Source organism: Micromonospora fluostatini, assembly GCF_050410825.1.
Taxonomy (GTDB): Bacteria; Actinomycetota; Actinomycetes; order Mycobacteriales; family Micromonosporaceae; genus Micromonospora; species Micromonospora rosaria.
Genome location: NZ_CP191251.1, coordinates 6,045,510 through 6,057,941, shown reverse-complemented (window position 1 = coordinate 6,057,941; position 12,432 = coordinate 6,045,510). Strand labels below are relative to the sequence as shown.

The following is a 12,432-nucleotide window of genomic DNA, read 5'->3' as shown; positions in this document are numbered from 1 at the left end:
GTGGTGGCCGGGCGCAGCCTCGGCCGGTTGTTGCGCATCGCCGCTTCGACCGAGTTGCGATCCTCGCCCGGCGTGGTGGCCGGGCGCAGCCGGCGTGGGCACCGACCACGGTCCATCCACGCCCCTCGTTGCGATCCTCGCCCGGCGTGGTGGCCGGGCGCAGCTGATCATCGCCTGCGTGATCGCGCCGGTCGACGAGGGTTGCGATCCTCGCCCGGCGTGGTGGCCGGGCGCAGCGGAGACCATCGAGGCCGGGGCCGACCCGGGGTGGAAGTTGCGATCCTCGCCCGGCGTGGTGGCCGGGCGCAGCCACGTACCCGCACCGGTGCTGCGTGCCCGGGTGCGGGGTTGCGATCCTCGCCCGGCGTGGTGGCCGGGCGCAGCTACACCAGCCGCTCGGTGGCCACCACCAGGTCGCCAGCGTTGCGATCCTCGCCCGGCGTGGTGGCCGGGCGCAGCCACCACCTGGCCCACGGTCACGGCCCGGACATCCGACCGTTGCGATCCTCGCCCGGCGTGGTGGCCGGGCGCAGCGCCGATGACCCTCCCGACCGCGTCGAGCACCGCCGAGTGGTTGCGATCCTCGCCCGGCGTGGTGGCCGGGCGCAGCTTGGCGTGGGAGGCCCACACGAGGGCGACGGCCTTGTTGCGATCCTCGCCCGGCGTGGTGGCCGGGCGCAGCCCGGCAACCAGCAGAAACACCCGCGAAAGCGAGATCCGGTTGCGATCCTCGCCCGGCGTGGTGGCCGGGCGCAGCCCGTCCCGACCCGTCCCGACCCGGGGATCCGGATCGTGTTGCGATCCTCGCCCGGCGTGGTGGCCGGGCGCAGCGTCGGCCGGGCCCGCAGCCCTGCGGCACCCCCGCCGCCGCGTTGCGATCCTCGCCCGGCGTGGTGGCCGGGCGCAGCCACTTCCGGTCTGCGCTGGACGCGACCGGGACGTGGTTGCGATCCTCGCCCGGCGTGGTGGCCGGGCGCAGCCTTGAGCGTGGTGCCCAGCTCGCCCGCCGCCGCCTGGTTGCGATCCTCGCCCGGCGTGGTGGCCGGGCGCAGCGGGGTGAGGCAGCCCGGTACGCCCTCAACCTGCACCGGTTGCGATCCTCGCCCGGCGTGGTGGCCGGGCGCAGCGGACGAAACCCTGCCCCTGATGACCGGCGTCCGCATGGTTGCGATCCTCGCCCGGCGTGGTGGCCGGGCGCAGCCCTCGCCCTGGTCAATGGGGCGAGGGCGGCGGACCGGTTGCGATCCTCGCCCGGCGTGGTGGCCGGGCGCAGCCGTCACCGTGCCCTACCCGAGGCTGGCTCCGCCCCTCGTTGCGATCCTCGCCCGGCGTGGTGGCCGGGCGCAGCTAGGGGAAGCCGTTGACGGCGACGATCAGGTTGTGGTTGCGATCCTCGCCCGGCGTGGTGGCCGGGCGCAGCGTCCGCGCGATCACGATCGCCCGGCCGAGCCCCCCGTTGTTGCGATCCTCGCCCGGCGTGGTGGCCGGGCGCAGCTGGCAAGGAGTACTTCCGGGTCGACTGGCAGACGCCGGTTGCGATCCTCGCCCGGCGTGGTGGCCGGGCGCAGCCGCTGCTCCAGGTCATCAACGGTGGCGGGTCGCCGACGTTGCGATCCTCGCCCGGCGTGGTGGCCGGGCGCAGCGCGGATGACCACCACCAGATCGGAGCCGCGGACCCGGTTGCGATCCTCGCCCGGCGTGGTGGCCGGGCGCAGCCTGGGTGTCGATGTCCCGGCCGGTGACGTCGCTGAGGGTTGCGATCCTCGCCCGGCGTGGTGGCCGGGCGCAGCCTGGGTGTCGATGTCCCGGCCGGTGACGTCGCTGAGGGTTGCGATCCTCGCCCGGCGTGGTGGCCGGGCGCAGCGCACGCGGACGCCGTCGGGCTGGGTGACGGTGGACTCGTTGCGATCCTCGCCCGGCGTGGTGGCCGGGCGCAGCTCGGCAACAGCATGGTTGTGCCCGTCGAGGGACGGGAGTTGCGATCCTCGCCCGGCGTGGTGGCCGGGCGCAGCTCTTCGCCACCGCCAGCCACACCAGGATGTCGAAGTTGCGATCCTCGCCCGGCGTGGTGGCCGGGCGCAGCGGCACCCCAGCGTCCGACGTGCCGGCCCCGCCGAGGACGTTGCGATCCTCGCCCGGCGTGGTGGCCGGGCGCAGCTCCGCGACCAGGTGGCCGACAAGGGCGGCAGCGTGCAGTTGCGATCCTCGCCCGGCGTGGTGGCCGGGCGCAGCTGCCGGTCTGCTTCTTCAGCCGCAGCATCGTGCCGGAGTTGCGATCCTCGCCCGGCGTGGTGGCCGGGCGCAGCTCGTCGCCCCGCAGGTGCAGGGGCATGAGCGCGGCGACGTTGCGATCCTCGCCCGGCGTGGTGGCCGGGCGCAGCAGCTGATCCGCTGCTGAGGAGCGAGCACCGATGGCGTTGCGATCCTCGCCCGGCGTGGTGGCCGGGCGCAGCCCTCGTCGTCGATCTCGGCCACGGACTGGATGCAGGTGTTGCGATCCTCGCCCGGCGTGGTGGCCGGGCGCAGCTGGCCGGTGCAGCGAAATCCTGCCGGCAGTCTGGACCTGGTTGCGATCCTCGCCCGGCGTGGTGGCCGGGCGCAGCTCGCTGAGGCGGCCGAGGTGGAGGCGATCCGCACCGAGTTGCGATCCTCGCCCGGCGTGGTGGCCGGGCGCAGCCGCCCCGACCGGCTCGCGGCCGGGGTCGGCGTCAGTCGTTGCGATCCTCGCCCGGCGTGGTGGCCGGGCGCAGCTACTCGGCGTATGGTGATGGTATGACCGCGCAGGTGAGGTTGCGATCCTCGCCCGGCGTGGTGGCCGGGCGCAGCGGCTCGCGAGCTGCGGATATGCACAGGGATCGCTGCGCATGCTCCTCGCCGTGAGACCGTTTTACTCCTTCTGTGCATGTTTCGTGGTTGGGAACCTCCCGGGGTTTTCGTGTCCACTGGGGGTTCCTAGATCACGAAGGGTCCGCGTGGGTCCATGGTACGAGCGCGTCCGAGGTGTTCGACGTCGTCGAGGGCGTTGGCGGGTAGCCGGTAGATGCGGACGCTGTCGCGGGTGGGGTCGATGATGTCGAGGAGTTCGGCGACGAGTTTGACTTTGTCGGCGTCGCGGCAGACGACTTCGAAGACGGATTTCTGGACGCGGTGTCCGTAGGCTTCGCAGACTTTCGCGACGCGGCGCAGGCGCCGTTCCCCGGCGGGGGTGGTGGTCTCGACGTCGTAGGTGATGAGCAGGTCCATGTCAGTTGACGGTCCAGGGCCGGTAGGTGTCGAGGTCGCCGCGCAGGTGCCGGGCGAGGAGCCGGGCTTGGATGAGGGGGAGGACGGCTGCTTCGACGTCGGTGGTGAGGTGGGCGTGGGGCCAGGGGCGGCGTCGGCTGGTCTGCCAGGCGGTCAGGACGGTCTTGCGGCCGGTTTCGGTGAGCCGGTAGGCGCCGGTGGGGAGTTTCTCGAAGTCGTCGGCGGTGAGTTCCTTGCGGTTGAGCATGGTGAACGCGAGCCGGTCGGCGAGGAGGGGCCGGAACTCCTCCATGAGGTCGAGGGCGAGGGCGGGTTTGCCGGGGCGCACGCCGTGGAGGTAGCCGATGTAGGGGTCGAGGCCGACGTGTTCGAGGGCGCCGTGCACGGCGACGCGGAGCATCCCGTAGAGGAAGGACAGCAGGCAGTTCAGGGGGTCGGTGGGTGGGCGTTTGTGGCGTCCGCCGTCGTGGAGGGTCTTGTCGGTGACCAGGTAGGGGGCGGCGGTGAAGTAGTCGCGGGCGGCGATGCCCTCGACGCCGAGGACCGTGTCGATGGTGTCGGCGGTGCGCAGGAGGTCGAGGCGTTGGGCGAGGAGTTCCGCGGACGCGCGTAGGGCGGTCTGGCGGTGGCCGGAGGTGTCGCGGGCGGCGCGGAGGAGGTTCTGCCGACTGTTGTGGATCTTCCCGGCGATCATGGCGGTGGCGATGGCCAGGCGATGGTCGGGGGTGTCGGCGGCGCGGTGTTGGGCTTGCCGGAGGAGGGGGTTTCCGCTGGTGGGGCCGTTGGTGCGGGCGCGGAAGCGGCCCATGCCGGTGAGCCAGGTGACGGATCGGCGGTCGTCGGCGCAGCGCAGGATCAGGTCGTCGGTGATGTTGACCCCGCCGAAGAGGACCAAGTGGTCGAGGCGGACGAGGGGGATGAGGTGTCGTCCGGTCTGGTCGGGGTGGTAGACGCGGATGGTGTCGCCGTCGAGGTGCAGGCTGGTGCCGGGAGTTTGGATGTAGAGGGTGTTGAGCAGTTCAGTCACGCCAGGGTCCCAGGAGCTTGGGTGTGAACAGGTCGGTTGGTGGTCGGCGGTGGTGGCCGTCGGTGATGTCGGGTAGGCAGTCGTCGCGCAGGGAGCAGCGCCGGCACCGGCTGTCGTTGCGGGCGGTGGGTAGGCGTACGGATGCCAGGAGCGCGCGGATGGCGTGGGCGGCGGTGGTGACGCGGGTGAGGATGTCGGTGTCGATCGTGACGGGGTGACGGCGCCGCTCGGCCACGGAGTAGATGTGGCCGAGCGGCACGTCGAAGCCGGCTTCGATGAGGCAGAGGGCTTGGCCGGCGAGTTGCAGGTCGGCGGGGCCGCCGGGTTGGTAGCGGCCGACCTTGTACTCCACGGGGGTGGCGGTCTGGCCGGTGAATTCGACGACGTCGCAGATGCCTCGAAGGCCGTGGGTGGTGCTGGCCACGGGCAGGGACCGGATGGTGGTGACGCCGGCGCGGCGTTTCAGGCCGGGGAGGTCGACGAGGCGGTGGCTGAGGTCGCCTCGGACGGTGTCGGCGCTGTCGGTCCAGACGCCTTCGAGGTGGATGAGGGCGGTTTGCCGGTGGCAGTAGGCGTAGTGCTCGAGCGCGGACAGCGGGATCTCGGTCGGCTCACTGCCACCGGCGGGTGTGGTCACGGCCAGAGGTTGACCAGGGGGGTGAACTCGACGCCATCGGGCAGATCGGCGGTGGTGAGGGTGAGGTCGTAGTCGCTGTGGTGGCGGGCCGGCTTCTCCTGGTTCTTGCGGGTGAGTCGGACGCGTTCGGTGAGACTGGCGGCGGGTGCGACGCCGAGGGCGTCGGGGTGGCTGAAGACGTAGAGGCCGCAGAGTTTCATCTCGCCGCGGGTGGCGGAGCGGTCGTGGTCGAACATGAGGCTGATGGCGCGCCAGAGGACGGTGAGGTCGTCGGTGGTGACGCCGGTCTTGGTGGCGCGGGGCGCGGAGTAGAACAGGCGGGCCTGGTAGAGGCCGTAGGGGATGGTCCACTTGGAGCCCATCTCCGTGCGTTCACCCTTGTCGATGTCGTCCTGGCGGGTCTGGGTGACGCGGGTGATGGCGTGGTCGGTGGGCAGCACGGGGTCGACGCTGCGGGCGAAGGTCAGCTGCACCGGTCCGCGGACCTGGCCGGCGCCGCCCTTGGTGCCGGTGCTGAGGACCGCGCCGAAGAGGCGGATGTCGAAGTAGTGCTCGCAGAGCCACCGCTGGGCGTCGTCGGCCTTGCCGGGGTTGGCTTTGAGGCCTTCCTCGATGCGGGTGTTCAGGGCGTGGCCGGCTTCGACGAAGATGCCGTACCGGGGGTCGTCGCCGCGCAGCAGGGACACGGTGTCGCGGATCTTGCGCTTGAGGGCGACGTCGGTGACGAGGCCCTGGCCGGTTTCGTCGTCGGTGCGGGGCTGGTTGCCGCCGTCGGGGTCGCCGTTGGGGTTGCCGTCGGTGACGTCGAACAGGATGACGGCGTCGTGGCGGCGGGTCGGGTCGAGGTGGGCGTCGCTCATTCGTCGTCTCCCTGGGTGTCACGGTCGGGCTGGTCGGGGGCGGGGGGAAGGTCGGTGTCGCGTTTGCGGGCGGCGGCTTCGACGCGCTCGGCGCGCATCGCGGCGCGCTGGTGGTGGAAGCCGAGGACGAACTCCGCCTTCTGCGCGAGGATCGCGCTGGCGGGGATGGCGGTCAGGTCGGCGTAGATGCCGTCGAGGCGGTGGGCGTAGGCGGCGGCCCAGGCGGGTCGGCGTAGCGGTCCGCGCAGGCGGCGCAGCCAGGCGGTGGAGGTGCGCTGGCCGTTGACAAGGACGGCGCGGGGGTTGGTGATGGCGCGGCCCATGTACCGCTCGGCGAAGGTGGTGTTGAGCGGCTGGTTGGCCGCGCGGTAGACGGCCTGTTGGAGGTCGTCGAGGACGGCGAAGGCCCGGCCGGACAGGTAGGCGGGGTCCTTGTTGTCGGGGTTCAACGTCGGCGTCAGCCTTTCTCGAGCGTGTGGGTGTAGTCCGGGGTGGCGGCGCAGGCCGAGGCGGACGAGCGCCATCCGGGCGGGGTCGATCCGGCTGTCGGTGCGGATCCGGTTGATCACGTGGGCCAGGAGTTTCGGTGGCAGCGGTGCCCGCAGCAGCGCGGAGCGCAGCAGGGCGTGGTGCAGGGCGTGGGGGCGGTCCTCGCCGCGGGCGCCGAGTTTGGCCCAACTGCCGGCTGCGCCGCCTCGTCCGGGCTGCCACCGGCCGGCGGCGCGGACGAGTTGGGTCAACCTGACCTGGCCGGCCGCGCCGGCCCGGTCGGAGATCTCGTGGTCGTCGATCCAGGTGCGGATGTTGGTCTTGACCTGGGGCAGGGGCATCTCGATCCAGTCGCGGACCACCACCCGGGCGACGTTCCCGCCGACTGTCACCGAGCAGAAGGTGGACAGGTCATCGATGTCGGGGTCGATGCCGTCGTGGGGGGTGTTGAGCAGGGCGCGGGCGTCGCTGAGTTCCGGGTCGTCCAGGGCGGCCATCGGGTTGAACCGGCTTCCGCCGACGATCCACCACACCAGCCGCCCGTACTGGCCGGGAAGGGCGCTGCTGTGGGTGTCGTCGGACAACAGGGCGGTCAGGGAGGACATGAACGTCAGCCCGCAGGTGATGCAGATGGGTGTGTGGGTGAGGAACTTCGTCAGCTCGTAGCCGTGGACGGCCTCGTTGACGCTGACCAGTGAGGCGCCCTGCGTGGCGCCGGGCAGCCACCGCTGCGGGATCTGCTGGGGAATCGTCTTGAGCAGGTCACGGACCTGACCGCAGACAAGACACAGCCCCGCCCGGCCGAGGCCCTTACGGCCGGCGGCGACGGTCGCCCAGTAGCGGCGCGCGGAGTCGTCCTCGACGGCGAACCGGCCGCCGACGGTGATCGCGACCAGGTCGCCGCGCCCCCAGGTGCGGTCGGTGGTCATGCGGGCGGCGTGGCCGTTGGCGTAGAAGGCGGCGATGGCGGGGGCCGGGCCGTGCGGCTCGGCCTTCGACCAACTGCGGATCTGTTCCTGGAACGCCTCGTGCTGTTTGGCCACCCGGTCGGGTTTGCCGCCGTCCTCGGCGACCCAGCCGAGCACGTACTCGACGGTGTCGGCGGCCAGGGCCGGGGCGACGCCGACGGTGCGGGTCACCGCCGGCACCAGCCGGGGCACCCCGAACCGTTCGTCGCGATTGGCGGGATTGGCCAGGTCGGTCAGGTCGGTCTTCAGGGGTGTGCCGTCGGCGGCCAGGTCGATCACGAACCGCACCGGCTTGCGTCCGTAGAAGGGTGGGGTGACCTGGTCGCTGTCGGCGGCGTACTCGACGAGGCGTTGCAGCAGCATCAGCCGACCCCGGCCGGCAGGGCCAGTTCCATGCCCCGCGCCGGCACCTGCAGGACACCGGCCTCGACACGGGCGGCGAACCACTCCATGCGGGGCTTGCCGTCGCCGTCGCGGTGGATCGAGTGCAGCATGATCCCGATGTCTTCGGTGAGCGTGGCCTGCCGGGGTGTGTCGTCCGGAGGGCCGAAGTCGGCGCTGAACTCCCGGGTGCCGAGGTAGGGGTGCTGGAAGCAGGCGCCCTTGCGGACCCGGCGGCGCAACTGGTCGCGGTAGGCCGCCGCCGGCTTGTCGGCGTGCGGTGCGGGTACCACGTGCGCGTGAATCCGGTAGGCGACGTCCCGCAGGCAGACGGCGTTGCGCTGGTCCCGGTTGGCGGCGGTGTCCACCCGCCGGGTGCCCTTGAGGGCCTCGGCCAGCGGAGCGACGTCACTGGTCTCGTTCCGGCGGATGGTGAACTGCCGGATCGGTTTGAGGACCTCGATCGCGACGACCTCGTACCGGATCTCCGGCTTCCAGTAGATCGACTCCAGCACCCCCACCGCCGCCGACGGCGTCATCACCGGGTAGCTGACCCGCTCGACCTTCAACTCCGGCCGGGAGAACAGCGCCCCCTCAGCGGTCACCTGCACCACCACCGGCAGGTCACCCTCCTGGCTACGGCGCACCGGCACCCCATCAACCACCTCAATCACAAGACGAACTCCTCCACCCTCGGGTCAACAGCAATCCCGGTGTCCGGGTCGTACGATCCGATCCACTCCACCAACGAGCCAACGTGAATCTCGTTACCGAGGATTGGTCGCATCCACGCCCGCACCGCCGGATCCCTCAGTAAGCCGCCGTGCAAGGTCGTGGTGTAGGGCTGCAGCTCACGCAGGTCCCGCACATCGGCCATCGGGGCGTGACGGATCCGGTCGACGATCTTCTCGATGCGGGCCTTCTCTTCGGGCGTCGACGCGCCCTGCGGGGTGACCACGGAGACGCCCTCGTCCCGGATCATCCGGAACGCCCGCTGGCGGTTCCGGCGCCCTCCCCCATCGATCGGAGGCCCGTCGGTGACGGTCTGAAAGGACCACTTCCGGCGGGCCTCTTGGATCTGCTGCCCCACGTGCCCCGGGTCCTTCAGGTTCAACGCCTCATACACCTGCCGGTAGTAGTCACCCAACGCTTCGAGATCGTCGGGGTCCGCCCGGTCAGGGCCGAAACAGGTCCGGGCCACCGCCACCAGCCGCTCGTACGCCGGCGGCCCACCGGCGTCGGCCGCCTCGAAGATCACCACCCGCCCCCGCTCCAGGAGCCCCTCCCGGTTGGCGCGCCCCGCGGCCTGCACCAGGGAGTCCGCTGGAGCCATCGCCCGGAACACCACCGGGAAGTCCAGGTCCACCCCCGCCTCGACAAGCTGGGTCGCGGCCAGCAGCACCCGCTGCCCCGCCTGCAACCGCTGCGTCACTGCCGTGAGCACCCGCCGCCGATGTGCCGGACACATCCGGGTCGACAGGTGCCAGACGACACCACCATCCCACCCGGACTCACGCCACCGGTCGAACACCGTGCAGGCATCGGCGGTGGTGTTGACCACCACCATCGCCGAACCAGCACTCCCCTCACCATCGGCCGCGCCGTCGGCGACATCCGCGAGGGTCAGCCCCGGATCCCACCGCCACTCGTAGGACACCCGGCGCATCTGCTCGGTGAGCACCGGCACCTGTCCGACCACCTCGACGCGGGCCAGGTCGGCGAACGGCCGCAACGCCCAGAAATCGGGCTGGGTCGCCGACGACAACAGCACCGTCGTCCCGAAGTGATCCACCAACAACCGCAGACCGTCCAGGATCGGCACCAACATGTCGTGCGGCAACGCCTGGATCTCGTCCAACACGATCACCGCACCCGCCAGCCGGTGCACCCTACGCATCACCGACGGCTTCCGCGCATACAACGACTCGAACAGCCGCACGAACGTCGTCACCACGAACGGCGCGTCCCAGTTCTCCGCCGCCTGCCGCGCCCACCGCCCCGACCCCGCGGCGTCGAAGTCGACCTGACTGTGGTGCTCCAACACCACAGGCTCCGCGCCCTCCTCGTCGAGCATCCGCCGGTACACCGCCGCGTTCTGCTCCGTGATCGTCAGAAACGGCACCGCCACGATCACCCGCCGCAACCCGTGACGGGCGGCGTGCGTCAACGCGAACCCCGCCGACGCCAGGGTCTTCCCCACCCCCGTCGGCGCATGCAGCCGGAACATCCCCGGCGGACGCTCAGCCGCCGCCACACACTCGGCGTACACCTGCTCCCGCAGCCCGTCGATCGGTGAAGACGGCCGACGGCGAAGCTCCTCCAGCCGCCGCTGCTCGAACACCTTCAACAAACGGCCGAAGTCGACATCCGGACGGACCCGCGGCGCCTCGCGCTGCCGGTAGTGCGAGTCGGTGTCCAGCCCGTCAGCGTCCACCAACGCGCTGTAACACAACCGCAGGCCCATCTCGCTCACCAGCGGATCCGACTGCCAACGCGGCGGCACGGCGCTACTCAGGTCCGCCGGCAACTCCGGCAGCAGACGCGGCAACAACGCCTCCGCCGAGGCGACGTTGCCCGCTTCCTTACGGAGCCTGTCCTTCAGCCGCTTCTTGAAGTCACCCCGGTCCAGCAGACCACCGTGATGGCCGAAGATCCCCACCGCGAACGCGCCCAGCCCCCGCTCCTCAGCAAGCCGAGTACCCAGCGACTTGTGATCGATACCGACCTGCTCATCTGTACCCGCAACCTCAGCCAGCCGCTGCTGCCAGCCACAACTCGCCTTACCGCAGTCATGCAGAAGCCCGAACCAGTACGCCAGCTCACCCCCACCGAACGGCGCCGCGAAGCCCCGGGCAAGAGCCGCAGTGGAACGCAGATGGTCGGACAGCCCGTGCCACACACCGCTGCCAGACGGTGGGCTGTGCGCCCAGAGCGTCTCCTCATCCGTCACACGCCATTCCCAACAAGATCAGATGGCACCGATGCCACCCGGCCATCCAGCCAGTCGCGCTTGGCGGAGTCAAGACACAAAACCCTACTGTCGTGAATCTTGCTCACCGCCAAACCGCGCCCCTCCGTCAGCAGCCCGGCCGTTGGCAGGCGTCAGCGCCGAATAGTTGCGATCCTCGCCGCCGCGCAACGCGCACCGGCGCACAGGTAGAAGGGTTTCAGGGTCGCCTGCCTTCGGCCTCACCGACGGACAAAAAGTCCGCCAGCACCCCCCCGCGACAACCAGAACGACTCACGTTCAGGCCGTAACCGCTAGAAATCACGAGCGTTAGCGCTGAATAGAAGCGACAACGCCCACACCTCGAGACCGCGCGAACGAACGGACGTGACCCCGTACCTGGCAACACTCTCCGCAAATCCATCCCGAGAGCTGGTCTAAATGAATCTGCTGTCCCTGGGCCCCTGGGCTGTCTTCGCCGTCCTGCTCATATACCTCGCGCTCATGGCGGTGGTCGCTCTGATCGCTTCGATGCATCCAGACGCCAGTCGGCGAAGCGACTTTCGGAAGGTCCTCGACCGGCTTCTGCGGCTGAACCCCTTCCGGCGTCACTGAGCCAGGACGGTAGCTGGGCGCGGGCGCCTGAGCACCCGGAAGAGGGCACCATCCCAGTTCCATCGCGATCCTCGCCCGCCGCGGTGGCCGGGCGCAGCGCCCCGGCGCGCTCGCCACGTACCGCGACGTTGACGGTGTTGCGACCCTCGCCCGCCGTGGTGGCCGGGCGCAGCCACCCCGGCGTACGCGGTAGGTGGTCATCACCCAGGTTGCGATCCTCGCCCGCCGTGGTGGCCGGGCGCAGCATGACCCGCACCTCGCCGGCCCCGAACTCGCCCGGGGGTTGCGATCCTCGCCCGCCGTGGTGGCCGGGTGCAGCAGCGAGCCTGTCGCACCATGCCTTGTCGCTCAGCTCTCGTTGCGATCCTCGCCCGCCGTGGTGGCCGGGCGCAGCCACGCGGTACCGCACCGGGCCGCCCTGCACTGCCCGGTTGCGATCCTCGCCCGCCGTGGTGGCCGGGCGCAGCCTCGTGCCGGTCGAGCCGGTCCCCGCTGCGGGTGACGTTGCGATCCTCGCCCGCCGTGGTGGCCGGGCGCAGCCTGGGGGGTGGATCTGGTCGCCAGCGACAACGGCGACGTTGCGATCCTCGCCCGCCGTGGTGGCCGGGCGCAGCCAGGTGCGTTATCCCGTAGGATCGCACTGGCCTCCCGAGTTGCGATCCTCGCCCGCCGTGGTGGCCGGGCGCAGCCAGTGCTGCGGGCTCCAGCGGGTCAGCATCGCCGGCGAGTTGCGATCCTCGCCCGCCGTGGTGGCCGGGCGCAGCGCGGCGGCCCCGGCGGCGGCCATCATGGCGTACCCGGCGTTGCGATCCTCGCCCGCCGTGGTGGCCGGGCGCAGCTAGCGGGGCATCCCGACGGACGACCCGAGCGGGTTGACGTTGCGATCCTCGCCCGCCGTGGTGGCCGGGCGCAGCGCGGGGCTACGCGGGCAGGTCGTCGTAGTCGGCCTCGGTGTTGCGATCCTCGCCCGCCGTGGTGGCCGGGCGCAGCCTGCGGGTGCCGGAGGTGCACCGGGCCCGCGCGGTGTTGCGATCCTCGCCCGCCGTGGTGGCCGGGCGCAGCGGTTGGCGCTGATCGGTGGCCTGGTCGGGTTGCTGTGGTTGCGATCCTCGCCCGCCGTGGTGGCCGGGCGCAGCGGTTGGCGCTGATCGGTGGCCTGGTCGGGTTGCTGTGGTTGCGATCCTCGCCCGCCGTGGTGGCCGGGCGCAGCGGCAGAAATTCCGGACTCATGCTGAGTCCGCAGAAATGTTGCGATCCTCGCCCGC

At 71.2% G+C, this 12,432-nt stretch carries 7 protein-coding genes and 2 CRISPR repeat arrays (2 of these 9 running past the window's edge); all 7 genes read right to left on the bottom strand.

What is annotated here, in order from left to right; translation table 11 throughout:
* Positions 1-2,826: a CRISPR direct-repeat array (repeat unit 37 nt; unit sequence GTTGCGATCCTCGCCCGGCGTGGTGGCCGGGCGCAGC); it reaches 1,131 nt to the left of the window's first position.
* Positions 2,827-2,952: 126 nt separating this feature from the next.
* The 7 genes from cas2 to cas3 are packed head-to-tail and all read right to left on the bottom strand — an operon-like array spanning position 2,953 to position 10,555.
* The gene (gene cas2, locus ACQUFX_RS26915) at positions 2,953-3,243 is read right to left on the bottom strand and encodes a CRISPR-associated endonuclease Cas2 (protein ID WP_428963014.1); all 291 of its coding nucleotides are present in this window, start codon (positions 3,241-3,243) and stop codon (positions 2,953-2,955) included.
* 1 nt (position 3,244) lies between these two features.
* Positions 3,245-4,270, bottom strand: coding sequence for a type I-C CRISPR-associated endonuclease Cas1c (gene cas1c / locus ACQUFX_RS26910; protein ID WP_428963013.1), 1,026 nt, complete (start codon positions 4,268-4,270; stop codon positions 3,245-3,247).
* Positions 4,263-4,907, bottom strand: coding sequence for a CRISPR-associated protein Cas4 (gene cas4 / locus ACQUFX_RS26905; RefSeq protein WP_428963012.1), 645 nt, complete (start codon positions 4,905-4,907; stop codon positions 4,263-4,265). Before cas4 ends, cas1c begins: the two co-directional genes overlap by 8 nt.
* Entirely contained in the window at positions 4,904-5,767 is an 864-nt protein-coding gene (gene cas7c / locus ACQUFX_RS26900; protein ID WP_428963011.1) for a type I-C CRISPR-associated protein Cas7/Csd2, read from the bottom strand. The genes cas4 and cas7c overlap by 4 nt, the downstream gene beginning before the upstream one ends.
* Entirely contained in the window at positions 5,764-7,587 is a 1,824-nt protein-coding gene (cas8c, locus tag ACQUFX_RS26895) for a type I-C CRISPR-associated protein Cas8c/Csd1 (protein WP_428963010.1), read from the bottom strand. The genes cas7c and cas8c overlap by 4 nt, the downstream gene beginning before the upstream one ends.
* A complete protein-coding gene (gene cas5c, locus ACQUFX_RS26890) occupies positions 7,587-8,258 on the bottom strand; it encodes a type I-C CRISPR-associated protein Cas5c (protein WP_428963009.1) in 672 nt (223 codons plus the stop codon). The genes cas8c and cas5c overlap by 1 nt, the downstream gene beginning before the upstream one ends.
* A gap of 17 nt (positions 8,259-8,275) precedes the next feature.
* On the bottom strand, positions 8,276-10,555 hold the full coding sequence (cas3, locus tag ACQUFX_RS26885) for a CRISPR-associated helicase Cas3' (protein ID WP_428963008.1): 2,280 nt from the start codon (positions 10,553-10,555) through the stop codon (positions 8,276-8,278).
* Between the two features lie 673 nt (positions 10,556-11,228).
* Positions 11,229-12,432: a CRISPR direct-repeat array (repeat unit 37 nt; unit sequence GTTGCGATCCTCGCCCGCCGTGGTGGCCGGGCGCAGC); it runs 1,574 nt beyond the window's last position.

What these genes read in the sequence shown, in the direction of transcription:
- cas7c (WP_428963011.1), bottom strand. Translation starts at nt 5,767, where the DNA reads ATGAGCGACGCCCACCTCGACCCGACCCGCCGCCACGACGCCGTCATC.
- cas2 (WP_428963014.1), bottom strand. Translation starts at nt 3,243, where the DNA reads ATGGACCTGCTCATCACCTACGACGTCGAGACCACCACCCCCGCCGGG.
- cas8c (WP_428963010.1), bottom strand. Translation starts at nt 7,587, where the DNA reads ATGCTGCTGCAACGCCTCGTCGAGTACGCCGCCGACAGCGACCAGGTC.